Annotated in this window: 20 protein-coding genes; 9 read left to right on the forward strand and 11 right to left on the reverse strand. The window is 73.3% G+C overall.

Going from position 1 to position 23572, the window contains the following annotated elements:
- Nucleotides 1–40 precede the first annotated feature (40 nt).
- Together ACZ3UD_RS25935 and ACZ3UD_RS25940 are read left to right on the forward strand one after the other, a co-directional pair.
- On the forward strand, nucleotides 41–1246 hold the full coding sequence (locus ACZ3UD_RS25935; protein ID WP_465592266.1) for a trypsin-like serine peptidase: 1206 nt from the start codon (nucleotides 41–43) through the stop codon (nucleotides 1244–1246).
- Nucleotides 1247–1274: 28 nt separating this feature from the next.
- Nucleotides 1275–2393, forward strand: a complete 1119-nt coding sequence (locus ACZ3UD_RS25940; protein ID WP_465592269.1) for a trypsin-like serine peptidase — start codon at nucleotides 1275–1277, stop codon at nucleotides 2391–2393.
- A 62-nt stretch (nucleotides 2394–2455) separates the two neighbouring features.
- Here the strand turns inward: ACZ3UD_RS25940 and hflX are convergent, their stop codons facing one another.
- The 5 genes from hflX to miaA all read right to left on the reverse strand — a co-directional run bounded on the left by hflX (nucleotide 2456) and on the right by miaA (nucleotide 9182).
- Nucleotides 2456–3958, reverse strand: a complete 1503-nt coding sequence (gene hflX / locus ACZ3UD_RS25945) for a GTPase HflX (protein ID WP_465592272.1) — start codon at nucleotides 3956–3958, stop codon at nucleotides 2456–2458.
- The gene (locus ACZ3UD_RS25950) at nucleotides 3955–6294 is read right to left on the reverse strand and encodes a RelA/SpoT family protein (RefSeq protein WP_465592275.1); all 2340 of its coding nucleotides are present in this window, start codon (nucleotides 6292–6294) and stop codon (nucleotides 3955–3957) included. Before ACZ3UD_RS25950 ends, hflX begins: the two co-directional genes overlap by 4 nt.
- A gap of 194 nt (nucleotides 6295–6488) precedes the next feature.
- Entirely contained in the window at nucleotides 6489–7400 is a 912-nt protein-coding gene (dapF, locus tag ACZ3UD_RS25955; RefSeq protein ID WP_465592278.1) for a diaminopimelate epimerase, read from the reverse strand.
- A gap of 65 nt (nucleotides 7401–7465) precedes the next feature.
- Complete coding sequence (locus ACZ3UD_RS25960; RefSeq protein WP_465592281.1) at nucleotides 7466–7900, reverse strand: hypothetical protein; 435 nt, start codon at nucleotides 7898–7900, stop codon at nucleotides 7466–7468.
- Nucleotides 7901–8207: 307 nt separating this feature from the next.
- Nucleotides 8208–9182, reverse strand: a complete 975-nt coding sequence (gene miaA, locus ACZ3UD_RS25965; protein ID WP_465592284.1) for a tRNA (adenosine(37)-N6)-dimethylallyltransferase MiaA — start codon at nucleotides 9180–9182, stop codon at nucleotides 8208–8210.
- 162 nt (nucleotides 9183–9344) lie between these two features.
- Here miaA and ACZ3UD_RS25970 point away from each other — a divergent pair, with 162 nt between their 5' ends.
- Nucleotides 9345–9590 carry an antitoxin gene (locus tag ACZ3UD_RS25970; RefSeq protein WP_465592287.1) on the forward strand — a complete coding sequence of 82 codons (246 nt, stop codon included), beginning with the start codon at nucleotides 9345–9347 and terminating at the stop codon, nucleotides 9588–9590.
- 3 nt (nucleotides 9591–9593) lie between these two features.
- Here ACZ3UD_RS25970 and ACZ3UD_RS25975 read toward each other — a convergent pair whose 3' ends face one another.
- On the reverse strand, nucleotides 9594–10292 hold the full coding sequence (locus tag ACZ3UD_RS25975; protein WP_465592290.1) for a class III extradiol ring-cleavage dioxygenase family protein: 699 nt from the start codon (nucleotides 10290–10292) through the stop codon (nucleotides 9594–9596).
- A 79-nt stretch (nucleotides 10293–10371) separates the two neighbouring features.
- Complete coding sequence (miaB, locus tag ACZ3UD_RS25980; protein WP_465592293.1) at nucleotides 10372–11874, reverse strand: tRNA (N6-isopentenyl adenosine(37)-C2)-methylthiotransferase MiaB; 1503 nt, start codon at nucleotides 11872–11874, stop codon at nucleotides 10372–10374.
- 152 nt (nucleotides 11875–12026) lie between these two features.
- Here miaB and ACZ3UD_RS25985 point away from each other — a divergent pair, with 152 nt between their 5' ends.
- The gene (locus tag ACZ3UD_RS25985) at nucleotides 12027–13046 is read left to right on the forward strand and encodes a TAXI family TRAP transporter solute-binding subunit (RefSeq protein WP_465592296.1); all 1020 of its coding nucleotides are present in this window, start codon (nucleotides 12027–12029) and stop codon (nucleotides 13044–13046) included.
- Between the two features lie 14 nt (nucleotides 13047–13060).
- Here ACZ3UD_RS25985 and ACZ3UD_RS25990 read toward each other — a convergent pair whose 3' ends face one another.
- Nucleotides 13061–14494 (reverse strand): sensor histidine kinase, encoded by a 1434-nt coding sequence (locus ACZ3UD_RS25990; RefSeq protein ID WP_465592299.1) that lies wholly within the window; start codon nucleotides 14492–14494, stop codon nucleotides 13061–13063.
- 6 nt (nucleotides 14495–14500) lie between these two features.
- A complete protein-coding gene (locus tag ACZ3UD_RS25995) occupies nucleotides 14501–15259 on the reverse strand; it encodes a response regulator transcription factor (protein WP_465592302.1) in 759 nt (252 codons plus the stop codon).
- Between the two features lie 384 nt (nucleotides 15260–15643).
- On the opposite strand from ACZ3UD_RS25995, the gene ACZ3UD_RS26000 reads away from it, so the two are divergent.
- The 5 genes from ACZ3UD_RS26000 (at nucleotide 15644) to ACZ3UD_RS26020 (ending at nucleotide 20849) form a co-directional block, all read left to right on the forward strand.
- Nucleotides 15644–16417, forward strand: coding sequence for an amino acid ABC transporter ATP-binding protein (locus ACZ3UD_RS26000; protein ID WP_465592305.1), 774 nt, complete (start codon nucleotides 15644–15646; stop codon nucleotides 16415–16417).
- Nucleotides 16418–16536: 119 nt separating this feature from the next.
- Nucleotides 16537–17442 (forward strand): glutamate ABC transporter substrate-binding protein, encoded by a 906-nt coding sequence (locus ACZ3UD_RS26005; protein WP_465592308.1) that lies wholly within the window; start codon nucleotides 16537–16539, stop codon nucleotides 17440–17442.
- A 55-nt stretch (nucleotides 17443–17497) separates the two neighbouring features.
- The gene (locus ACZ3UD_RS26010) at nucleotides 17498–18148 is read left to right on the forward strand and encodes an amino acid ABC transporter permease (RefSeq protein ID WP_465592311.1); all 651 of its coding nucleotides are present in this window, start codon (nucleotides 17498–17500) and stop codon (nucleotides 18146–18148) included.
- Nucleotides 18145–18993 carry an amino acid ABC transporter permease gene (locus ACZ3UD_RS26015; RefSeq protein ID WP_380611922.1) on the forward strand — a complete coding sequence of 283 codons (849 nt, stop codon included), beginning with the start codon at nucleotides 18145–18147 and terminating at the stop codon, nucleotides 18991–18993. The genes ACZ3UD_RS26010 and ACZ3UD_RS26015 overlap by 4 nt, the downstream gene beginning before the upstream one ends.
- Nucleotides 18994–19115: 122 nt before the next feature.
- On the forward strand, nucleotides 19116–20849 hold the full coding sequence (locus ACZ3UD_RS26020) for an FAD-dependent monooxygenase (RefSeq protein ID WP_465592316.1): 1734 nt from the start codon (nucleotides 19116–19118) through the stop codon (nucleotides 20847–20849).
- Between the two features lie 52 nt (nucleotides 20850–20901).
- On the opposite strand, the gene rny is transcribed toward ACZ3UD_RS26020, so the two are convergent.
- Both rny and recX read right to left on the reverse strand, forming a co-directional pair.
- The gene (gene rny, locus ACZ3UD_RS26025) at nucleotides 20902–22371 is read right to left on the reverse strand and encodes a ribonuclease Y (protein ID WP_465592319.1); all 1470 of its coding nucleotides are present in this window, start codon (nucleotides 22369–22371) and stop codon (nucleotides 20902–20904) included.
- Between the two features lie 131 nt (nucleotides 22372–22502).
- Nucleotides 22503–23570 carry a recombination regulator RecX gene (gene recX / locus ACZ3UD_RS26030; RefSeq protein WP_465592322.1) on the reverse strand — a complete coding sequence of 356 codons (1068 nt, stop codon included), beginning with the start codon at nucleotides 23568–23570 and terminating at the stop codon, nucleotides 22503–22505.
- Nucleotides 23571–23572 lie beyond the last annotated feature (2 nt).

Consider the following 23572-nt stretch of genomic DNA (forward strand, 5'->3'; position numbering starts at 1 on the left):
CCACACCGAAGTCCGACCGAACACAGGGGGAAGCGCACAGATGCCATCGATCCACCGGTCAGCCCTGGCCGCCGCCCTGGTCACCGGAACGCTGCTCGCCGCGAGCGCCTGCGGACCGGACGGCCCGGCCGGCGACGGCGGGAAGACCGCCGCGCCGCCACCCGATGTCACCGCGGCGAGCGGCGCGGCCACCCCGGGCGGCGGCGCCATCGGCGGGATCACCCTGCCCTCCGGCCTGCCGACCAACCTGCTGGACGGCCTGCCGAAGACCTGGGACGACCTGAAGAAGTGGAAGTTCGACGACTGGGACAAGTGGGCGTCCAAGCACGTCTTCAACAACCCGGTGGTGAAGGACTTCTGGGACCCGGACAAGATGGGCGACGCCAAGCCCGCCGACCCGGCCCCGCCCACCGCCAAGCCGGCCCCCGCCACCCCCAAGCCCTCCACCGACGACGGCGTGACCGACCCGGAGCCCCCGGTGGTCAAGGCCGTGCAGGTGCCCCGCCCGTACCTCAAGCAGCCCTCTGGCAAGGTGTTCTTCTCCGCCCAGGGCGGCCGGGGCAACTGCTCGGCCACGGTGGTCGCCGACCCGCAGCACCCGGGCAAGAGCAACCTGGTCTGGACGGCCGCCCACTGCGTGCACGAGGGCAAGGGCGGCAACTTCTACAAGGACCTGGTCTTCGTCCCCGCCTACAACAACTCCGGTGCCTCCAGCGGCGGCAAGAAGGCGCCGCTGTCCGAGCTGGCCCCGCTCGGCACCTGGTGGGCCGACCAGGTCACCACCTCCCCGCAGTGGATGGTCGAGGGCGGCCAGACCGGTGACGCCGCCAACCAGTACGACTTCGCGGTGATGCGCGTGCACAACCAGAACGACACCGGCAAGTCCCTTGAGGAGACGGTCGGTTCGGCCGTCCCGGTGTGGTTCGACGCGCCCCGCGACCAACTCAAGGTCTCGGCCGTCGGCTACCCGCTGGTCAAGCCGTTCGACGGCCAGGAGCTCTACAAGTGCGACGGCGGCAAGCCGACCCGGTTGTCCTTCGACGCCAAGCGCCCGACGATGCTGACCATCGGCTGCAACATGACCCAGGGCGCCAGCGGCGGCGGCTGGTTCGCCACCATGCCGGACGGGAAGACCGCCCTGGTCAGCAACACCTCGATCGGCACCCAGGAACACACCTCGCTGAGCGGCCCGTACCTGGAGTCGGTCGCCAAGCAGGCCCTGGACTGGATCTCCAGGAAGCAGTGACCGGTACCACCACGGGGGACGAACCAGCTTGCGCACGATCAGCAGCAGTGGGCGCCGGGCCGCGACGGCCGGCGCCGCGCTGCTCGCCGCCCTGACGATCACCGCGGCCGCCTGCGGGCCGGACGGACCCGCCGCCCCGGCCACGCCGCCCGCTGCGCTGCCCAAGGCCGCGCCGACCAGCCTGGGCGACCTGAGCGGCTGGAAGCTGGAGGACTGGGCCCGGTACGTGACCGACAGCGGCTTCGCCAACCCGGTGGCCCCGGGCCACTGGTCGCCCTCCCGGATGGAGGCCGCCAAGGCCAGGCCCACCCCGGAGTACTCGCTGACCGCCACCGCGCCGAGCACCGTCCAGCGCGACGCCCCGCCGGCCGCCGTCCAGGCCAGGCCCCAGCAGCACCCGTACGGCCCGGACTCCGCCGTGGTCGGCAAGCTGCTGATGACCACGCCCCAGGGCGACGCGGTCTGCTCCGGCACGGTGGTCTCCGACCCGGTCAACCCGGGCCGCAGCAACCTGGTCTACACCGCCGCACACTGCCTGACCGACGGCAAGGGCGGCGGCTGGGTGAGGAACCTGGTCTTCGTGCCCGGCTTCAACCGGGACGGCCGGGCGAACCGCGGCAAGCCGTACGGCGACCAGCAGGCCGCCCCGTACGGCCGGTGGACGGCGGTGCGCGCGCTGGTGTCGCCGACCTGGCTGCAGGAGGTCGGCGTCGGCGCTCACAGCCAGTACGACTACGCGATAGTCCGGGTGCGCGGCGAGTCGGACTCCGGTCCGTCCCTGGAGGAGACGGTCGGCGGTTCCGTCCCGGTCTGGTTCAACGCCCCGCGCGAGCAGGTCGGCTCTGCCGTCGCCTACGGCTACCCGGTCGAGCGGCCCTTCGACGGCATGGAGCTGCACCGCTGCGACTCCCCCGCCGCGCCGGGCGCGCTCTCCTTCGACCGCAGCCGCCCGCCGATGTACGTGATCGGCTGCACCATGACGGGCGGGGCGGGCGGCGGCGGCTGGTTCGTCACCAAGGACGGCAAGCCCAACCTGGTCAGCGTCAGCGCGCTCGGCAACCGCGACCCGGCCGGGTACCTGGCCGGGCCGTCGCTGCAGGACCAGGCGAAGCAGGCCTTCGACTACTTCACCAAGAACGTGAGGTAACGCGCCCCGGGAAGCGCGGAGGGCCCCGGACGTGATCGTCCGGGGCCCTCCGACGGAACCGGTCAGCTCTGCAGGGCCACCGCGAAGTGCTCCAGCTCCGCGGCCAGCTCGGCCGGCACCTTGGCGTGCAGCAGCGTGCCCTCGCCGGTGTGCTCGGTGGCGAGCAGCTCGCCCTCCTTGTGCACCCGGGAGACCAGGGCACCCTGGGTGTAGGGCACCAGGGCCCGCACCTCGACGGCCGGGCGCGGCAGCTCGTCGTCGATGAGCTTCAGCAGCTCGTCGATGCCCGCGCCGCTGCGGGCCGACACCACGATGGCGTGCGGCTCGCGGCGCAGCAGACGCTGCAGCACGTGCGGGTCGGCGGCGTCCGCCTTGTTGATCACCACGATCTCCGGCACGTTCTGTGCCTCGACCGAGACGATGACCTCGCGGACGGCGGCCAGCTGCGTCTCCGGCTCGGGGTGCGAGCCGTCGACCACGTGCAGGATGAGGTCCGCGTCGGCGACCTCCTCCATGGTCGAGCGGAAGGCCTCGACCAGGTGGTGCGGCAGGTGCCGGACGAAGCCGACGGTGTCGGCCAGGGTGTAGAGCCGCCCGCTCGGGGTCTGGGCCCGGCGCACGGTCGGGTCCAGGGTGGCGAACAGCGCGTTCTCCACCAGCACGCCCGCGCCGGTGAGCCGGTTGAGCAGGGACGACTTGCCGGCGTTGGTGTACCCGGCGATGGCCACGGACGGCACCTGGTGGCGCTTGCGCTCCTGGCGCTTGGTGTCGCGGCCCTTCTTCATGTCGGCGATCTCCCTGCGGAGCTTCGCCATCTTCTCGCGGATCCGACGACGGTCGGTCTCGATCTTGGTCTCACCGGGACCACGGGTGGCCATGCCGCCGCCCGAGGAGCCGGAGCCACCGCCACCCATCTGCCGGGACAGCGACTGACCCCAGCCGCGCAGGCGCGGCAGCATGTACTGCATCTGCGCGAGCGAGACCTGCGCCTTGCCCTCCCGGGACTTGGCGTGCTGGGCGAAGATGTCCAGGATCAGGGCCGTCCGGTCGACGACCTTGACCTTGACCACGTCCTCCAGGTGGATCAGCTGGCCGGGGGTGAGCTCACCGTCGCAGACCACGGTGTCGGCGCCGCTGGAGGCGACGATGTCCCGCAGCTCCTGCGCCTTGCCGGAGCCGATGTAGGTGGCCGCGTCGGGCTTGTCGCGCCGCTGGATGACGCCGTCCAGCACCTCGGAGCCGGCCGTCTCGGCGAGCGCGGCAAGCTCGGCCATCGAGTTCTCCGCCTCCTCCAGCGTGCCTTCGGTCCAGACACCGACCAGCACCACGCGCTCCAGGCGCAGCTGGCGGTACTCGACCTCGGTGACGTCTTCGAGTTCGGTGGAGAGGCCGGCGACCCGGCGCAGGGCCGCACGCTCGCTGCGGTCGTACTGGTCGCCGTCGTAGCTGTTGCCGAGGTCCTCGTCGATGGCCGCGAGGTCCTCGTCCATGAGGGCTTCCGCCCGCAGACCGTCGATGCGGCGCGGGGCGTCGGCGTGGTCGCGGGTGTCGAACGTGGAGGTCATTCTGTCCTTTGGTCGCTGTGAGACTGCGGTGCGGACCCTCGGCTGTCACCGGGGCCCCTGTGCCCTGTGAACGCCGTGGACCGGTCGTGAATTCCCCCCGATGGTCGCACGCCCGGCGCGGGCCGGTCACCCCCATTTCCCCCGGAGTGCCGGGGCCGGGCCCCTTCCGGGGCGTGCGGGCGGCTCACGTCATACACTCCGGAGACTTTGAGCATCGCCCGCATCAGCGCAGGCAGCGCGCCCGGCTCGGGCAGTTCGACCGTGTAGGTGTGCCGCACCCGCAGTTCCTGCGGCGGCTCGACCTCGGCCGAGACGATGCCGACGCCCTCGCCGGAGATCGCCGCGGTGAGGTCGGCGAGCAGCCGGGGCCGGTTCAGCGCCTCGGCCAGCAGGGTGACCCGGTGCCCGGCCGCCGGGGCGCCCTCGGGCCGCCAGCGGACCTCCAGCTCGGCGCGGCCGTCCGCGCGCAGCCGCTGCCCGGCGGGGCAGCCGGTGCGGTGCACGGCCACCGCGCCGCCGCGGATCGGGTAGCCGGCGACCTCGTCCGGCGGGACGGGCGTGCAGCAGCGGGCCAGCCGCACCGGCGCGCCGGGCCGCCCGGTCACCGTGACCGGGGCGGCCCGGCGCGCGCCGGCCCGATGCGCGGGCGGGGCGGGCTGGCCTCCCGCCGGGCCGGTGCGCACCACCGGCAGCCGGGCCGGGTGGTCGGCCAGCCAGCGCTCGATGGCCAGCCGGGCGGCGGGGGTGCGGGCGTGCGCCAGCCACTCCGGCGAGGGACCGGACGGCTGGCTGCCACCCGCCGGGAGGTTCTCGGTGAGCACCGCGAGCACGTCCCCGTCCTGTAGGACGGTGGACAGCGCGGTGAGCCGGCCGTTGACCCGGGCGCCGATACACCGGTGGCCGGTCTCCTCGCCGAGCAGGTAGGCCGCGTCCACACAGCTGGCCCCGGCCCTCAGCTGAAGCGTTTCGCCGCTCTCCGTCACCACGGTGATCTCGCGGTCGCCGGCCAGGTCGGCGGTGAGCGCGGACCAGAAGGCGTCCGGGTCGGGAGTCTCCTGCTGCCACTCCAGCAGCCGGCTGAGCCAACCGGGTCGGCCCGGGTCGGTACGGTCCAGTTCGTCGGCGTCCTGGGCGGTGCCGGCCGGGGTCGGGTCGCCGAGCGCGACCACCCCGGTCTCGGCCACCTCGTGCATCCGCCGGGTCCGGACCAGCACCTCGACCACCGCGCGGCCCTCCAGCGCCACGGCGGTGTGCAGCGACTGGTAGAGGTTGAACTTGGGGGCCGCCACGAAGTCCTTGAACTCCCCGGGCAGCGGCGTCCAGCAGGTGTGCAGCTCGCCGAGCACGGCGTAGCAGTCGGCGTTCTCCTCGACCACCACCAGCAGCCGCCCGAAGTCGGCCGGCTGCGGCCCCTGCGGCCGCCCGTCCGGCCCGGGCGCGGCGGCCCGCTCCAGCAGCACCCGGTGCAGCGAGACGCAGTGCCGGGGCCGGACGGTCACCTCGGCGGCGACCCCGGTCTCGGCCAGCTGACGGGCCAGCTGCCGGGCGAACGGCTCCAGCAGGGTGTCCGGCTCGGCCTCGTGACCGGCCATCAGGGCGCGGGTGCGGGCGTACTCCTCGGGGTGCAGGGTGGCGAAGACGATGTCCTCCAGCTCCGCCTTGAGCACCTGGATGCCGAGCCGTTCGGCCAGCGGGATCAGCACGTCCCGGGTGACCTTGGCGATCCGCACCTGGCTGGCCGGCTTCATGTGCCGGATGGTGCGCATGTTGTGCAGCCGGTCGGCGAGCTTGATCACCATCACCCGGACGTCGTCCCCGGTGGCGACCAGCATCTTGCGGAAGGTCTCGGCCTCGGCGGCGGCGCCGAAGTCGACCTTCTCCAGTTTCGTCACCCCGTCGACCAGGTAGGCGACTTCGGGCCCGAACCCGGAGCCCACCTGGTCGAGCGTCAGATCGGTGTCCTCGACGGTGTCGTGGAGCAGCGAGGCGACCAGGGTGGTGGTCCCGGCGCCGAGTTGGGCCAGGATCATGGTGACGGCCAGCGGGTGGGTGATGTACGGCTCGCCGCTCTTGCGCTTCTGGCCGCGGTGGCTGGCCTCGGCCAGCCGGTACGCCCGGGCGAGCAGCCCGAGGTCGGCCTGCGGGTGATGTCGGCGGTGGACCCGGACGAGCGGTTCGAGGGCGTCCGGCACGGGCGGCCGGCCGGTGGCCAGTAACGCGGCCCGCCCGGCCCGGCCGAGGGCGGCCCGGCCGAGCTCTCCCAGGGGCCGCCTGGCCCCGGCCTGCCGTGCGGTCGTCGGCTGCCCCGCGAGGGACTGCCCGGCTTCGATGGTCATCGGCGCACCTCCGGCAACGGTCGCCGGGCGCTCCCCCTCCCGAGGGGGTGATCTTGCCACCCCTCCCAGGGGGATCGACCCGGTGGTCCATGCTACCGAGCGGAGCACGTTCTGCGATGCCGTGATTCCCGTCCGCGACCGGTATCACCCGATCGGGGGGATTCGTCGCTGTACGAAATGGGCAAACCGGGCCCTCAGTCGCGGCGCAGCGACTCCCACCAGCGCGCGTCGAGCCGCCCCTCGGCCACGATCACCGCCGGTCCGGTCATCTCCACCCGGCCGTCCGGGTGCTCGGTGATGACCAGTCGGCCGCCCAGCACGTCCACGGTGTACGAGACCGCCTCGCCGGTGGTCGCCGGGTCCAGGCCGTCCCGGCGGATCGCCGCCACGGCGACGGCGCAGGCGCCGGTGCCGCAGGAACGGGTCTCGCCGGATCCGCGCTCGTGCACCCGCATCGCGACGTGCCGCGGGCCGCGGTCCACCACGAACTCGACGTTGACGCCTTCCGGGTAGACGCCCTCGGGGCTGGTCAGCGGCGCGGTGCGCAGCTCGCCGGCGTGGTCCAGGCTCTCGACGAAGGCCACCGCGTGCGGGTTGCCCATGTTGACGTTCAGGGCGGGCCAGCGCCGCCCGCCGACCGCGACCTCGATGCCGTCCGGTCCGGGCAGCCGGGCGCGGCCCATGTCGATGGTGACGTCCCCGGGGGTGCCGTCCCCGGCGTCCTCGGCGACCTTCGCGGTGAGCACCCCGGAGCGGGTGGCGATCGCCTGCTCGCCGGGCTTGGCCAGGCCGGCCTCGACCAGGAAGCGGGCGAAGACCCGCAGGCCGTTGCCGCACATCTCGGCGATGCTGCCGTCGGAGTTGCGGTAGTCCATGAACCACTCGGCCCGGTCGGCCAGGTGGGCGGCGGCCGGTTCGGCGGCGGCGCGCACCACGCGCAGCAGCCCGTCCGCGCCGATGCCGGCCCGCCGGTCGCACAGCGCCGCGACGGCCTCCGGGCCGATCTCCAGCACGCCGTCCGGGTCCGGCACGATCACGAAGTCGTTCTGGGTGCCGTGCCCCTTGAAGAAGGGGAGACCGGCCTGCTGAGGAGAGGATGCGCTCACCCCTCCGATGGTACTGATGCCCGCATGGCACTGATGCCCGCACCGCAGCCCCGCGGTCGGCCTGCTCAGCGCAGGTACGCGACCCGCCAGACCGCGAGCGCGCAGGCGGCCAGCGCGATCAGGGTGTAGACCACAATCGCCTTCCAGCCGGCCCGCTTCCCGGAGCCCCGGCGCGGCAGTCCCGGCCACTTGTAGCCGGCGTGCCGGGCGGCCATCGCACCCCAGCCGACCGAGGCGGCGGTGAACAGCAGCCCGAGCATCCCGACCATGGTGGCGCGCGCGCCGGCCGAGCCGAAGGCGAGCGGGAAGGCGAACATCAGCGAGCCGAGGGTGCCCAGCAGGGCGATCGGCAGGGTCTGCCACCAGCGCAGCCGGCGCAGCGGCCGGATCTCCCGCTCGTGCACCGCGGCGTCCGGCGGGGTGCGGGTGTCCAGCGCGGGCACCGCGGCCGCGTACGAGGTCGGCGCCTCCAGGCCGGTCAGCACCGGAAGGTCCCCCATCGTCGACTCGTCAAACTCCTCGGCCGGTGCGGTGACACTCCCGCCCTGACCGGGTTCGGGGCCGGTACCCGTTGACACACGGCCTCCCCTGACAGTTCGACACGAGCGGACTCGCGGCCGGGCACGGTCGGCCCGCACGGGCCGACCCCTATGGCATCGATGATGGCATGTCCAGAGGGGCCGTTCGGGACGTGACCGGGGTCCTCGGGTGATCCGTGGCCATCACGTGATCGGGCCGTGACCCCCGGTTCGTCCTGCACGGTCACCTGCGCGCGCAGGTGCACCGCCGAATTGGCCAGAACCGCTCCTACGTGGCCGGAACTCCCTGACGCCCGATCAGTTCGAGGGATCGTTCCAGCAGCTCGACCGGGTCGGTGCCGGCCGGGCGGGAGAGCCAGTGGATCCGGTCGTCCCGGCGGAACCAGGACTCCTGACGGCGGGCGAAGCGCTTGGTGGCCCGTACGGTTTCGGCCCGCGCCTCGTCCTCGGTGCACTCGCCGGCGAAGTGGTCGAGCACCTGCTGGTAGCCGAGCGCCCGGGAGGCGGTCCTCCCCTCGCGCAGTCCGACCTTCTCCAGCTCCCGCACCTCGTCCAGCAGTCCGGCCTCCCACATCCGGTCGACCCGTAGGGTGATCCGCTCGTCCAGTTCGGGGCGGGGCACCGCGACGCCGATCTGCACCGCCTCGTACACGGCGGTGTTGCTCGGCAGGTTGGCGGTGAACGGCTGCCCGGTGATCTCGATGACCTCCAGCGCTCGGACGATCCGCCGCCCGTTGCTCGTCAGGATCGCCTCGGCGGCCGCCGGGTCCAGCTCGGCCAGCCGCCGGTGCAGCGCGTACGGGCCGTGCTGCTCCAGCTCGGCCTCCAGCCGGGCGCGCACCGCCGGGTCGGTGCCGGGGAACTCCATCTCGTCGATCGCCGCCCGGACGTACAGCCCGGAGCCGCCGACCAGGACGGGAGTGCGCCCGGCCGCGAGCAGCCGGTCGATCTCGGCCCGGGCCAGCCGCTGGTACTCGGCGACGCTGGCGGCCTCGGTGACCTCCCAGACGTCCATCAGGTGGTGCGGCACTCCGCCGCGCTCGTCCATGGTGAGCTTCGCGGTGCCGATGTCCATGCCCCGGTACAGCTGCATCGAGTCGGTGTTGATCACCTCGCCGCCGAGGGTGCGGGCGATGGCGACGGCCAGGTCGGACTTGCCGGCGGCGGTCGCGCCGACGATCGATACGACGCGCGGGGTACGGGAGCTGCTCACCGCTCCAGTCTCGCAAAACCGTTGGAGCATCGGAGACCGGGCTGCCGCTCACCCCCGGCTGCGCGAGGATATGACTGTCCGAGGACTGCTTCCGTGACTGTTTCCGGCCGCCCGGCCCAGCCGGGACCGTTTTTGCGAACGCTTTACCGGTCGCGGGCGTTGTGCAGGAGACAGGGAGAGAAGGAGATCGCCATGGGTCTGATGGACAACCTCAAGGGCAAGGCCGAGGAGCTCAAGGAGAAGGCCAGCGAGCTCGCCGGCAAGCACAGCGACCAGATCGATCAGATGGTGGACAAGGCCGGCGGCGCGATCGACAAGGCGACCAAGGGCAAGTACAGCGAGAAGATCGAGCACGGCACCAGCAAGGCCAAGGACGCGGTGGACGGCTTCGCCCACAAGCCGAAGCCGGGCGAGGGGGGCGAGACCCCCCAGTCCTGAGGCTCAGCTCCAGGACGCCACGAAGTACCCGACCCCGTACGGCGCGTCCTGGTAGCCCAGCCGCGCGGTGAGGCCGGCGCCCTCGGCGGCGCCGGCCAGCACCTGCCAGGGCGCCCGGCCCTCGGCCTTGAGCTCGGCGGCGAGCACGGCGTCCAGGGCGGCGAGGGCGGGCAGGTCGGCCGAGCCCAGGGCGGCGGCCAGCGCCGCGTCGAAGCCCTCGGCCCGCTCGTCCAGGTAGCCGGGCGCCCTCACCGAGCGGCAGGCGCTGCCGTCGCCCACCACCAGCAGGGCGACCCGGTCGGCGAGCCCGGCCAGGCCCTGGCCGAGCCCGAGCATCCGGTCGGCGGGGGCGTCGGCGGGCACCGCGCAGGCGTGCGTGGGCAGGGTGACCCCGGCGCGCTCCAGCAGCCAGGCCCCGACGGTCAGCGAGGGCGCCAGCTCCGGCCCCTCCACCCGGTCGCCGGGCAGCTTGGCGACCAGCGGCACCCCGTACCGCTGGAAGGAGCCGGCCCCGCCCTCGGTCCACACCTCGGCCTCCGGCCCGGCACCGACCACCACGACCAGCTGCGGCTCGGCCGCGACCAGTGCCGCCAGCGCCTCGTCGCAGGCGGCGCGCAGTTCGTCCAGCTCGGGCGCGGCCCCGGCGGCGACCTCGGGGACGAGCAGCGGCGGACAGGGGCACACGGCGGCGGCTACCAGCATGTGGATCACTCTAGCCGGGAAGACCGACGGCCCGGCGGGAGTCGAAGCTCCCGCCGGGCCGCACGTACGAAACCGGGTGTCAGTCCCCGCAGCAGGCGCCGCCCGCCGGCGCGGCCAGCGGCAGCGCGGCCGGGGCGCCGATCTTCGGCAGGCCGAGCAGCACACCGGCGGGCTTGTCGGCGGGCTTGGCCTGGCGCTTCTCCCAGGCGTCGCCGGCCCGGGTGCGGCGCACCGCCAGCGCCGGGCCCTCGGCCAGCAGGTGGTGCGGGGCGGCGTAGGTGATCTCGACGGTCACCATGTCGCCCGGGCGCACCGGCTCCTCCGGCTTCGTGAAGTGCACCAGCCGGTTGTCGGGGGCGCGGCCGGACAGCCGCTGGGTCTGGTCGTCCTTCTTGCCCTCGCCCTCGGCGACCAGGACCTCCAGGGTGCGGCCGACCTGCTTCTTGTTCTCCTCCCAGGAGATCTCCTCCTGGAGGGCGATCAGCCGGTCGTAGCGGGCCTGGACGACCTCCTTCGGGATCTGGTCCGCCATCTCGGCGGCCGGGGTGCCGGGGCGCTTGGAGTACTGGAAGGTGAAGGCGTTGGTGAAGCGGGCCTCGCGGACGACGTGCATCGTCTCCTCGAAGTCCTCCTCGGTCTCGCCGGGGAAGCCCACGATGATGTCGGTGGAGATGGCCGCGTCCGGCATCGCCTCGCGGACCTTGCGGATGATCCCGAGGAAACGCTCCTGCCGGTAGGAGCGGCGCATCGCCTTGAGCACGCGGTCCGAGCCGGACTGCAGCGGCATGTGCAGTTGGTGCATCACACTCGGGGTCTCGGCCATCGCGGCGATCACGTCGTCGGTGAAGTCGCGCGGGTGCGGCGAGGTGAAGCGGATCCGCTCCAGGCCCTCGATCTGGCCGGCGGCGCGCAGCAGCTTGGAGAAGGCCTCGCGGTCGCCCAGGTCGGAGCCGTAGGCGTTGACGTTCTGGCCGAGCAGGGTCACCTCGATGACGCCCTCGTCCACCAGCGCCTCGATCTCGGCGAGGACGTCGCCGGGCCGGCGGTCCTCCTCCTTGCCGCGCAGCGCGGGGACGATGCAGAAGGTGCAGGTGTTGTTGCAGCCGACCGAGATGGCGACCCAGGCGGCGTACGCGGACTCACGGCGGGTGGGCAGCGTGGAGGGGAAGGTCTCCAGCGACTCCAGGATCTCGACCTGGGCCTTGCGCTCGACCGCGGCCCGCTCCAGCAGGGCCGGCAGGTGGCCGATGTTGTGGGTGCCGAACACCACGTCGACCCAGGGGGCGCGCTTGACGATGGTCTCGCGGTCCTTCTGGGCCAGGCAGCCGCCGACGGCGATCTGCATGCCCTGGTGGCGGCTCTTGACCGGCGCGAGCTGGCCGAGGTTGCCGTACAGCTTGTTGTCGGCGTTCTCCCGCACCGCGCAGGTGTTGAACACGACCAGGTCCGGGTCGCCCTCCGGCCCGGCCTTGACGTAGCCCGCGTCCTCCAGCAGGCCGGACAGCCGCTCGGAATCGTGGACGTTCATCTGACAGCCGTGCGTGACGACCTTGTAGCTCTTCAATCCGCTCTCACCGCTCACCAGACCAGGGTACGGGCAGCCGCGAGCCGGTTTTCCCGGCCGTGTTCGCGCACTCGTCTCCGGGGCGCTCGGACCCGGCGCCGACGCTCCTCGCCCCGGCGCGGGTGCCGCTACCCCTCCCGTTCGGCCGGAGCGCCTGGCAGTATCCCTGCATGACCCCCACCGATCCGTCACGTCTCGGCGCCGCCGTCCGCCGCGCGGCCCGCAGCCCGCTGTGGCGGACGGTGCTGGTGCTGGTGCTGCTGGTCGCAGGAGTGGGCGGCTGGTGGCTGTCGGCGGGCCGCGCGCCCGGCTACCCGCGCGGGGAGACCCGCTTCGCGACCGGTGTGCAGCGCGGCGTCTACGACCGGTACGGGCAGCTGCTGCAGGCCCACGTCTCCCGGACCATGCCGGGGGTGCGGCTGGCCCTGGACAACACCGAGGGCTCGATAGACAACCTCACCCGGGTGATCACCGGCCAGGACACCTTCGCGATCGCCACCGCCGACGCGGTCGCCGACTACCAGGGCCCCGACAAGGACAAGCTGCGGGCGATCGCCCGCCTGTACGACGACTACCTGCAGCTGATCGTCCCGGCCTCCTCGACCGTGCGCCGCACCGCCGACCTCAAGGGCCTGCGGGTGGGCGTGGGCCTGCCGCAGTCCGGGGTGAACCTGGTGACCAAACGGCTGCTGGCCGCGGCCGGCCTGGACCCGGACCACGACATCACCCCGGTGATGGCCGGTGTCGGCGACGCCGCCGACCAGCTGCGCGAGGGCAAGCTGGACGCATTCTTCTGGTCCGGCGGCCTGCCGACCAGCGCGCTCACCGACCTCTCCGACCACGTCAGGATCCGGCTCGTCCCGCTGAGCGACCTGTCCGAGGCCCTGCACAAGGCCGAGGGCGGCGGCACCGACGCCTACCGGGCGGCCACCATGCCCAAGGGCACCTACCCGAACGCCGAGCCCAAGGACGCCGTCGCCACCGTCGCCGTGCCCAACCTGCTGATCACCCGGGACGACGTGAACCCGGAGCTGGTCGAGGGCATGACCCGGGCGGTGATCGACAGTCGCGACCAGATCGGCGCCCAGGTGCACGCCGCCCAGCTGGTCGACCTGCGCACCGCCGTCTACACCGACCCGCTCCCGCTGCACGAGGGCGCGGCGCGCTACTACCGCTCGGTGAAGCCCTGAGAAGCCACAACTAGCTAGGACTTCTCCGGCCGCGGCACCGCCAAGGTCACCGCGAGCCCGGTCGGCTTGACCGGGGCGAAGCCGAGCGAGCCGCCGCCGGCCGCCAGCAGGGTGCGGGCGATGGACAGGCCCAGCCCGGAGCCGTCCACGTTCTGGTGCCGCGGGCTGCGCCAGAACCGGTCGCCGGCCCGGGACAGCTCGTCCTCGGTCAGGCCCGGCCCGGCGTCCGTGACGGTCACCGCGACCTCGTCCCGGCGCACCGCGACCCGCAGCCGCACCCGGCTGCCGGACGGGCTGAACTTGAGCGCGTTGTCCAGGACGGCGTCCAGCGCGGAGCCGAAGCCGATCGGGTCCGCCATGCCGATCGCCAGCGCCGGGCCGTCCCAGCGCAGCTCGATCCCGCGCTGCTCGGCCACCGGCCGCCAGCCGTCCACCCGGGCCAGGGTCAGCTGGGTGAGGTCGGTCTGCTCCGGTTCGGGGCGGGCGTGCTCGGCGGTGGCCAGCCCGAGCAGGTCGTCCAGCACCCGGGCCAGCCGGGTGCCCTCCTCCCGGACGCCGCTGAGCTCCTCCTCATGGCCCTCGGGCAGTTCCAGGCCGAGCACCTCGACCCGCAGCAGCAGTGCCGACAGCGGGTTGCGCAGCTGGTGCGAGGCGTCCGCGACGAAGGCCTTCTGCTGGTCCATGGCGTGCACCACATGGTCCGCCATCTCGTTGAACGAGCGCGCCAGCCGCTGGAGTTCGGGCGGTCCGCCGCCGGGCGCGACCCGGGCGGCCATCCGGCCGGTGGCGATGTCGTGGGTGGCCCGGTCCAGGGTGCGCACCGGGCGCAGCACCCACTCGGTGAGCCGGACGGCCAGCAGCACGGCGACGATCATCGCGACCGCCTCGCCGCCGGCCACCACCAGCCACTTGTGCAGCACCCGGGTGCGCAGCGCCCCGGTCGGGGACTCGCTCAGCACCACCGCGACCACGTCGCCGTCGCGCACCACCGGGGCGGCGACGGTGATCGTCCGGTCCTCGGTCCACGGCCAGACCTGCGGCGGGTTGTGGCTGCGCCGCCCGTCCAGCGCCTCCTGGAAGGCCGTGGCGCCCCAGCCGACGGCGGGCACCCGCCAGTCCGCGGGGGCGACCGCTATCGGCATGCCGTCGCGCTGGAAGATTCCCAGCCGCACGCCGTACAGGTCGAAGTAGCGCCGGACCTCGGCGTCGATCGCGTGCCGGCGGCTGAGGTCGCCGGGGGCGGGCTCCGGGTCGCCCTTGCGGGCGGACTCCAGCGAGGAGGCGCCGGAGGTGGGCAGGTCCTGGGCGAAGCGGGCGGCGTCGTCGAGCCGGTCGACGACCACCTTGCTCTGCTCGGCCGCCGCGAACGCCGCCGCGAGCGGCAGCCCCAGGGCGGCCAGGACACAGAGCATGAGGGCGATCAGGATGCCGAGCAGGCGGGTGCGCACGTGCGGTCAGTGCTCCGCGGGGGCGGGCGGGGCCGGGTCGGCCGCGGTGGAGGTCGGGCAGTCGGGGATCAGCCGGTAGCCGACGCCGCGGACGGCCTCGACCAGGCCGGGCAGCGCGAGCTTGTTGCGCAGCGAGCCGATGTGCACCTCCAGGGTGCGGCCGTTGCCCTCCCAGCCGCTGCGCCAGACCTCGCTGAAGATCTGCTCGCGCCGGTAGACCACGCCGGGGCTCTGGGCGAGCAGGGCCAGCAGGTCGAACTCCTTGCGGGTGAGCGGCACGTCGCGGCCGTCCACGCTGACCCGGCGGCGCTCCCGGTCGATCCGGATGCCACGGGACTCCAGCGGGCCGCGCTGCTGCGGTACGGCGTCGGGCGCGGGCACCGCCACCGAGGAGGGCGGGGCGCCGCGGCGGGCGACGGCGTGGATGCGGGCGAGCAGCTCGCCCATGTCGTACGGCTTGGTGACGTAGTCGTCCGCGCCCAGGTTGAGGCCGTGGATCCGGGAGCGGATGTCGGCGCGGGCGGTCACCATGATCACCGGCACTCCGCTGCCGGCCCTGATCCGGCTGCACACCTCGAAGCCGTCGCGGTCGGGCAGCCCGAGGTCAAGCAGCACCACCCGGTACGGCTCGTTGCCGTCCGGCACCAGGGCGTCCAGTGCCTCGTGCCCGCTGCGGGCGTGCCGCACCTGGAAGCCGTGCCGGCCCAGCACCGCGACCAGCGCCGCGGCCACGCGTTCGTCGTCCTCGACGAGCAGCAGTCGCATCCTGTTCTCCTCCTCTCCCCACGTGGTCTCCGGACCCGATCGGTCGGGGCCCGGCTCCTGCGCAGTATGGGCCAGCGGGCGGCCCGGCGCCAGGCTCGACCGCGCACCGGGCCCGTGGGGGACGGGGAGCACCGGCGCGGATTCCCGCTGTGACATGCCCCGTGGGCGCCTTCGCGAACAGTGCGTACCCACCGTGTGGCCGTTTTGTGATCCTCAAGTTCCGCTCAGATCGGCTGACGGGGCACCGTCAGCGCTCCTAAGGTCGCCCCACCGGGGGCTGCGGCTCCGCCGGTCGCGGCTCCCGGATTCGTACCACCATTGCCGCCCAAGGGAGTTGATTACTTCTCGGGTAGGGCACGATCCAACACAGAGGGAGCAGGCGCGATGACCGAGAGCCCTGTCGAGGACTCCACCCCCGCAGCCGCCCCGCTGGTCGTGCTGAACAGCGTCAACAAGCACTACGGCGCACTGCACGTGCTGCAGGACATCGACCTGGAGATCCACCAGGGCGAGGTGGTCGTCCTGATCGGCCCGTCCGGCTCGGGCAAGTCCACGCTCTGCCGGACGATCAACCGGCTGGAGACCATCGACTCCGGCAGGATCACCGTCGACGGCCGCCCGCTGCCCGCCGAGGGCAAGGAACTGGCCCGGCTGCGCGCCGAGGTCGGCATGGTGTTCCAGAGCTTCAACCTGTTCGCGCACAAGACCGCGCTGGAGAACGTGGTCATCGGCCAGGTCAAGGTGCGCAAGGTGATCCGCTCGCACGCCGAGAAGACCGCCCGCGAGCTGCTGGAGCGGGTCGGCCTCGCGGCGCACGCCGACAAGTACCCGGCCCAGCTCTCCGGCGGCCAGCAGCAGCGGGTGGCGATCGCCCGGGCACTGGCGATGAAGCCCAAGGTGATGCTCTTCGACGAGCCGACCTCGGCGCTCGACCCGGAGATGGTCAACGAGGTGCTGGAGGTCATGCGCCAGCTGGCCGCCGACGGCATGACGATGGTCGTGGTCACCCACGAGATGGGCTTCGCCCGCTCCGCCGCCAACCGCGTGCTGTTCATGGCCGACGGCAAGATCGTCGAGCAGAACACCCCGGACGCCTTCTTCACCGCGCCGCGCTCCGAGCGCGCCAAGGACTTCCTCTCGAAGATCCTGCACCACTGACACTTCGAGACCACGCGGGGCCGCCCCCGGCAACGGCGCCGGCCAGCCCTGCCTGCGCACAACTTCCAGACGCCAGAGCCCGGTTGAAACCGTGGCCCAGCCCCAGGAGAACAACCCTCATGAGGACTTCTCGCACCGTCGCCGTAGCGCTCTGTGCCGTCGCGCTCACCGCCACCGCCGCCTGCGGCAAGGACGGCTCCCCCGGCGGCTCGACCGCCGCGAGCGCGAGCAACGCCCCGGCGCTGCCGACCTACACGGTCAAGACCGACGTCAAGATCGACTCCGCGGTCCTGGCCGAGGCCAAGAAGCGCGGTCAGCTGATCATCGGCGCCAAGGCCGACCAGCCGTTCCTCGGCTGGGAGGACGTCGCCAGCGGCGACCGCAGTGGCTTCGACATCGAGATCGCCAAGATGATCGCCGCCGACCTCGGCTTCACCCCGCAGCAGATCAAGTGGCAGACCCTGGTCTCCTCGCAGCGCGAGCCGGCCATCGCCAAGGGCCAGATCGACTTCTACGTCGGCACCTACAGCATCAACGACGAGCGCAAGAAGACGGTCTCCTTCGCCGGCCCGTACTACATCGCCGGCCAGGACCTGCTGGTGAAGAACGACAACACCTCGATCACCGGCCCGGAGAGCACCAGCGGCAAGAACGTCTGCACCGCGACCGGCTCGACCTCGATCCAGAACATCAAGCAGTACAACCCGAAGATCACCCAGTTCGACACCTACTCGGCCTGCGTCGAGAAGCTGATGTCCGGCGAGGTCGACGCGGTCACCACCGACGACGCGATCCTCAAGGGCTACGCCTCCAAGTACGCCGGCAAGCTCAAGGTCGTCGGCAAGCCGTTCACCAAGGAGAACTACGGCGTCGGCCTCAACAAGGACGACAAGGCGCTGCGCGACGCGATCAGCGACGCCCTCAAGGCCCACGAGGACAACGGCGACTGGAAGAAGGCCTACGACGCGACCCTGGGCCTCTCCGGCTCCGCCGCGCCCGGGGTCCCGACCCTCGAGCGCTACTGATCCGACCGCCGTACCCGACCACCGTTCCGACCATCTGTGAGAGGAGGGCCGCCGGATGGGGTTCCTGTTCGAGCAGGACAACTTCGCGTTGTTCCGCGACGGCTTCCTGCAGACGATCGAGCTGAGCGCGCTCAGCGCCCTGCTCGCCCTGCTGCTGGGCACCCTGCTGGCGGCCTTCCGGGCCTCCCCGGTGCCGGTCCTGCGCGCCTTCGGCACCACCTGGGTGACGCTGTTCCGCAACACCCCGCTGACCCTGCTGTTCTTCGCCGTCACCTTCGGCCTGCCGCCGCTGGGCGTGCACTTCAGCCACCTGGTCTTCGCGGTGCTGGCGCTCGGCGGGTACACCGCCTCGTTCGTCTGCGAGGTGATCCGCTCCGGCATCAACACCGTGCCGCTCGGCCAGGCCGAGGCGGCCCGCAGCCTGGGCATGACCTTCAGCCAGACCCTCACCCTGGTCGTACTGCCGCAGGCCGGCCGGACCGTGCTGGCCCCGATGAGCAGCGTGTTCATCGCGCTGCCGAGGAACTCGGCGATCGCCGGCGCGTTCAGCGTCCCCGAGCTGTACAGCGCCCAGCAGACCTTCTCCGAGCGCGGCTACTCGATCTTCGCGATCTTCTTCTGGGTGGCCTGCGCCTACCTGCTGATCAGCGCGACGGTCGCCGCCCTCTTCCGCTTCCTGGAATCCCGACTGGCGGTGGTCCGATGAACGTCTTCCAGCGCCCTGCCTCGGCCAGCGTCCTCTACGACGCCCCCGGCCCGAAGGCCCGCGCCCGCTACCGCCTGTTCGGCGTCCTCGCGCTGATCGGCGTCGCCGGACTGCTCTGGTACGTCGTCTCCACGCTGGCCGACAACGGCCAGTTCGACGCCGACCTCTGGGACCCGTTCCAGTACAACGCCGTCCAGCAGATGATCGTGGACGGCCTGCTGGCCACCCTGAAGGCCTTCGGCCTGGCCGCCGTCTTCTCGCTCTCCCTGGGCGCGCTGCTGGCCTCCGGCCAGCTGTCCGACCACAAGCCGGTCCGCTGGGCCTGCACCGCCGTCGTCCAGTTCTTCCGGGCGATGCCGCTGCTGATCCTGATCGTCGCGCTCTACTACGCGTTCTTCGCCAAGGACCCGATGTGGGCGCTGGTGCTCGGCCTCACCCTCTACAACGGCTCGGTCCAGGCCGAGATCATCCGCAGCGGCGTCAACGCCGTCCCGCGCGGCCAGGGCGAGGCGGCGTACGCCCTCGGGATGCGCAAGACCCAGGTGATGTCCTCCATCCTGGTGCCGCAGGCCGTACGCTCGATGCTGCCGTCGATGATCGGCCAGCTGGTCGTCACCCTCAAGGACACCTCGCTCGGCTACATCATCACGTACAACGAGCTGCTGTTCATGGGCAAGAAGATCGCCAGCCAGCCGCTGAACGCCGCGGGTTTCCCCTACATCCCCGTGGTGCTGGTGATCGGGCCGATCTACATCGCCCTGTGCCTGCTGCTGACCGCGCTCGCGCGGTGGATCGAGGCACGCGGCCGTCGCGGCGCGAACCGGCGCACTTCATCTGCTGCTTGACGGACACGCAGGTGAACTGTTGCATTGCTCTTCGTGACACCTCCCGGGAGCATCCACGCGGCATATGCGGCAGCGGTAACTGACGCCGGCCCATGGGCCGGTTCGTGCCCGGAGGTCCCCGCATGGACCCGGTGATCGTGGTCGGGGCCGGACCGGTCGGTCTGGCCCTGGCCCTCGCGCTGGCCCGGCACGAGGTGCCGACCGTCGTCCTGGACGAGGGCTCCGGGCTCTGCCCCGAGGGCCCTCGCAGCGTCGTCTTCGGGGCCGACACCGCCGCCTTCCTGACCCGGATCGGCTACTCCCGGGCCGTCTCCGACTCGGCCCTGTGGGACTCCTTCGCCATCTGGCGGCGCCGCCAGGAGGTGCTGCGGCTCGACCTCACCGACTCCCCCACCTTCCACCTGCCCCAGCACCGCCTCCAGCGCGGTCTGCGCGACGCCCTCACCGGCACCCCGCTGGTCAGACTGGTCCCGCTGAACCGGGTCGTCGAACTCGAACAGGACCGCGACGGCGTCAGCGTCCGCACCCACGGCACCCAGGACGGCTCCGCCACCTGGTGGCGCGGCAGCCACCTGGTCGGCTGCGACGGCGCCCGCTCCACCGTCCGCAAACTACTGAAGATCCGCTTCCCCGGCCGCCCGGCGGTCGACCGCAACGCCATCGCCACCGTCCGGGTCGACCTGCCCTTCGACGGGGCCCGGCTGCACCGCGAACCCCCGTGGCGCGGCGACCGCGAGGCCTCCGCCCGTCCGCTGCCGGACGGCGTCTGGCGGCTCGACTGGCGGCTTCCCCCCGGCCGGCCCGCCCCCACCGAACAGGTCGACCCGCACGCCACCTGGCCCGGCATCGTCACCGGCGACACCCTGCTCACCCGGGTCACCTCCACCCTCACCGGCTGGTGCGGCGAACTGCCCCGCTTCGAGCTTCTCGCCGCCGCCGACCACACCGCCCAGCAGCGCCTGGCCGCCCGATTCCGCAGCGGCCGCTGCTTCCTGGCCGGCGACGCCGCCCACCTGCACGGCGCACTCGGCATGCAGAACCTGGCCGACGGGCTGCGCGACGCCGACAACCTCGCCTGGCGGCTCGCCCTCGCCTGGCACCTCCACTCCGGCGGCCCCCAGCCCGGCGGCTCGCTGCTGGACGGCTACGAGGCCGAGCGGCGCGGCGCGGTCGGCGCCCGGCTGCGCGCCGTCGACCAGTCCATGCCGCTGCTGCGCCCGCTGCGCGGCTGGCAGCAGACCCGCCGCTCGCTGCTGGTCGGCGGCTTCCGCAAGCACGCCCCGCTGCTCGCCGACGGCCAGCTGGGCACCGGCCGCTTCGGCGGCGCGCCCGCCTACCCGGCGGCGCCCTCCGGCGTCCCCGGCCGGGTGCCGGTGCAGCGCGGCGCGCGCGGCACCACCACACTCAGCGAGCTGCTGCCCGCCACCGCCCCCGGGGTGCTCGTCCCGGACCTGCCGGTGCTCGCCGCCGACGGCACCCCGGACCACCTGCACGCCCGGCTCGGTGCCACCTTCCTGCTGCTGCTGGTTGCCCCCGGCACCGCCGTCTGGTCCTCCGAGCACTGGCTCGGCGCCGGGCTGATGCCCCGGCTCGCCGAGGTGGCCGCCGCGCTGCCGGTGCCGGCCGAGGTGCTGGTCACCGAGGAGTACCCGGGCGCCGGGCCGCACACCGTGCTGCTGATCCGGCCGGACGGCCACCTGGTCGGCGTCACCCAGGGCGCGGCCGCCGAGGACCTGCTGATGCTCGCCGACCGGGCCCGCGGCGGCCCGGCCCCGATCGCCGGCGCGCCGGAGCCCGCGCCCGAGGCGTCGCCGGAGCCCGCTCCGGAGCCTCAGCAGGTGGACTCGGCGAGTTAGGGGCTGTCTCCTGGAGCCCTGGCCGGGTCCGCCGGAACCCAGGAGACAGGCCCTAGCCGGCCACCGCCGTGGCCCGGCTCTCCCGGACCACCGTCACCCGGATCTGGCCCGGGTAGGTCAGCTCCGCCGAGACCTGCCGGGCCACCTCACGGGCGATCAGCTCCGCCCCCAGGTCGTCCACCGCCTCCGGACGCACCATCACCCGCACCTCGCGCCCGGCCTGCATCGCGTACACCTCGGACACCCCGGTGTGCGAGCGCGCGATCTCCTCCAGCCGCGCCAGCCGCCGCACGTACACCTCCAGCGACTCCTTGCGCGCCCCGGGTCGTCCGCCCGAGCAGGCGTCCGCCGCCTGGGTCAGCACGGCCGTCACGCTCCGGGGCTCCACCTCGCCGTGGTGCGCGGCGATCGCGTGCACCACCTCGGGGGACTCTCCGTACCGCCGGGCGAGGTCCGCGCCGACCGCCGCGTGGCTGCCCTCCACCTCGTGGGTGAGCGCCTTGCCGATGTCGTGCAGCAGCGCCGCCCGGCGCACCGGCTCCGGGTCCACCCCCAGCTCGGCGGCCATCATCCCGGCCAGGTGCGCGGACTCCAGCAGGTGCCCCAGCACGTTCTGCCCATACGAGGCCCGGTAGCGCAGGGAGCCCAGGGTGCGGACGAGTTCGGGGTGCATCCCGCCGACCCGGGCGTCCAGCAGGGCGTCCTCGCCGGCCCGGACGCAGCGCGCCTCGACCTCGGCGCGGCTGCGCTCGTGGATGTGCTCGATCCGGGTCGGGTGGATCCGGCCGTCCTCGACCAGCTGCTCCAGGGTGAGCCGGGCGGTCTCCCGGCGGACCGGGTCGAAGCAGGAGAGCTGCACCGATGCGGGGGTGTCGTCGACGATCAGGTTGACCCCGGTGACCGCCTCGAAGGAGCGGATGTTGCGGCCCTCGCGGCCGATGATCCGGCCCTTCATCTCCTCGCCGGGCAGCCGGAAGACGGTGACGGCGGTCTCCGCGGTCTGCTCCGAGGCCAGCCGCTGGATCGCCCCGGCCAGGATGGACCTGGCCCGGCGCTCGCCCTCTTCCTTGGCCTCACGCTCGATCTCCCGGACCGTGGCGGCGGCCTCCCGGCGGGCCGACTCCTCGGCCTCGCGCAGGAGTTGGGCGTGCGCCTGTTCGGCGGAGAGACCGGCGGCACGCTCCAGCGCGGCCGTCCGGCGGGCCACCAGCGCCTCGGCCTCGTCCCGGGAACGCTCCAACTCCACCGAGCGCTCGGCCAGTTCGTCCTCCCGTCGGCGCAGTCGGCGCAGCTCCTCGGCCACGCCGTCCTCGCGCCGGGCGAGTTCGGCCCGCTGCCGGCCGGTCTGCTCCTCGGCCCACCGGCGGACCCGCTCGGCCTCGGCGAGGGCCTGCCGGCGGTCCGCCCGCAACCGTCCGACCAGCAGCGCGGCCAGCAGCGCGAGCACCAGCAGGACGGCGGCGGCCGACCCGACGATCGGCAGCACGGAGCCGCCCGTGCCGGTGCCCGCCGAGATCCTCATGCCGCGCCCCACTCCCCGTCCCTGCGCGGGCGCGTCCGGAAGCGCCCCCGCACTGAGTGCGAGGCTAGGTGCGGGTCACGAAAGGGTCAAGACTTGATCTGGTCCAGACCAAGAAACGTACGGAACTGCCGCTACTCCCACCCGGTTTCCGACAGTCCATCGGCCGCCTCCTCCTCCAGCGCGCCCCGCACCACCCGGAAGGCCAGCCCCTCGGAGTAACCGCGCCGGGCCAGCATGCCCACCAGCCGCCGGGTCCGGACCTGCGGGTCCAGCCCCCGGGTGGACCGCAGCTTGCGCTCGACCAGCGCCCGGGCCGCGTCCTCCTCGTCGTCGTGGTCGAGCTGGGCGACAGCCTGCTCGACCAGCTCGGCGGCCACGCCCTTGGTGCGCAGCTCCTGGGCCAGCGCCCGCCGGGACAGGCCCCGGACGGCGTGCCGGGACTCCACCCAGGCCGCGGCGTAGGCCGCGTCGTCGATCAGCCCGACCTCTTCGAGCCGGGTGAGCACCTCGTCGGCGACGTCCTCCGGGATCTCCCGCTTGCGCAGGGCGTCGGCGAGCTGCTTTCGGGTCTTGGCGGCGCCGGTCAGCAGCCGCAGGCAGATGTCCCGGGCACGGGTCTCCGGATCGACCTGCTCCTCGGCCCGCTTGCGGGAGGCATGGGCGGCGCCGTCCTCCTCATCCGGCAGGCCCTCGGCGGACCGCCCACCGCGCCGACCACGGCGCGGTCCCGCGCCGGAGCGGGCGGTCGAGGCGGCCGCACCCCCGTGACCGGCCGCCTCCGCCTCGCCCCAGCCGCTCTCCGCGGGCACGGCACCGCCCCCGGCGGCTTCGAACTCCTCGGCCGCCAGCGCCGAGCGACGCCGACGGCGGCCGGTGCGCAGCTCGGAGGCCGAGACCAGCCCGAGCGCCTCGACCGAGGCCTCCGCCGGCCCCGGACCGGACGCCGCGCCGCGCACCGCCCGGACCGGAGCCCGGTCGAACTCCGGCTCCGGGCCGGATGCCCACTGCGTGGTGGACGCGCGCTCCCGCCGTCCCTTGCGGGACCGCGACCGCGGCCGGGCCGCCGACGGCCGCGGTTCCGGCTCCGGCTCTCCTTCCGGCTCCGGCTCCTCCGCGACCGCGGCGAACCAGTCCGGCGGGCCGTAGTCGTCGTCCTCGGGGCCCGCTGGGCCGCCGCCCACCGTGTCGTACTGCGTCAACG

Source organism: Kitasatospora sp. NPDC023118, from assembly GCF_055560875.1.

Bases quoted from the DNA above. Each gene is read 5' to 3' on its own strand.
- ACZ3UD_RS25935 (WP_465592266.1), top strand. From the start codon at position 41: ATGCCATCGATCCACCGGTCAGCCCTGGCCGCCGCCCTGGTCACCGGA.
- hflX (WP_465592272.1), bottom strand. From the start codon at position 3,958: ATGACCTCCACGTTCGACACCCGCGACCACGCCGACGCCCCGCGCCGC.
- ACZ3UD_RS25950 (WP_465592275.1), bottom strand. From the start codon at position 6,294: ATGACCATCGAAGCCGGGCAGTCCCTCGCGGGGCAGCCGACGACCGCA.
- ACZ3UD_RS25960 (WP_465592281.1), bottom strand. From the start codon at position 7,900: ATGGGGGACCTTCCGGTGCTGACCGGCCTGGAGGCGCCGACCTCGTAC.
- miaA (WP_465592284.1), bottom strand. From the start codon at position 9,182: ATGCTCCAACGGTTTTGCGAGACTGGAGCGGTGAGCAGCTCCCGTACC.
- ACZ3UD_RS25970 (WP_465592287.1), top strand. From the start codon at position 9,345: ATGGGTCTGATGGACAACCTCAAGGGCAAGGCCGAGGAGCTCAAGGAG.
- ACZ3UD_RS25975 (WP_465592290.1), bottom strand. From the start codon at position 10,292: ATGCTGGTAGCCGCCGCCGTGTGCCCCTGTCCGCCGCTGCTCGTCCCC.
- ACZ3UD_RS25985 (WP_465592296.1), top strand. From the start codon at position 12,027: ATGACCCCCACCGATCCGTCACGTCTCGGCGCCGCCGTCCGCCGCGCG.
- ACZ3UD_RS25995 (WP_465592302.1), bottom strand. From the start codon at position 15,259: ATGCGACTGCTGCTCGTCGAGGACGACGAACGCGTGGCCGCGGCGCTG.
- ACZ3UD_RS26000 (WP_465592305.1), top strand. From the start codon at position 15,644: ATGACCGAGAGCCCTGTCGAGGACTCCACCCCCGCAGCCGCCCCGCTG.
- ACZ3UD_RS26005 (WP_465592308.1), top strand. From the start codon at position 16,537: ATGAGGACTTCTCGCACCGTCGCCGTAGCGCTCTGTGCCGTCGCGCTC.
- ACZ3UD_RS26010 (WP_465592311.1), top strand. From the start codon at position 17,498: ATGGGGTTCCTGTTCGAGCAGGACAACTTCGCGTTGTTCCGCGACGGC.
- ACZ3UD_RS26015 (WP_380611922.1), top strand. From the start codon at position 18,145: ATGAACGTCTTCCAGCGCCCTGCCTCGGCCAGCGTCCTCTACGACGCC.
- ACZ3UD_RS26020 (WP_465592316.1), top strand. From the start codon at position 19,116: ATGGACCCGGTGATCGTGGTCGGGGCCGGACCGGTCGGTCTGGCCCTG.
- rny (WP_465592319.1), bottom strand. From the start codon at position 22,371: ATGAGGATCTCGGCGGGCACCGGCACGGGCGGCTCCGTGCTGCCGATC.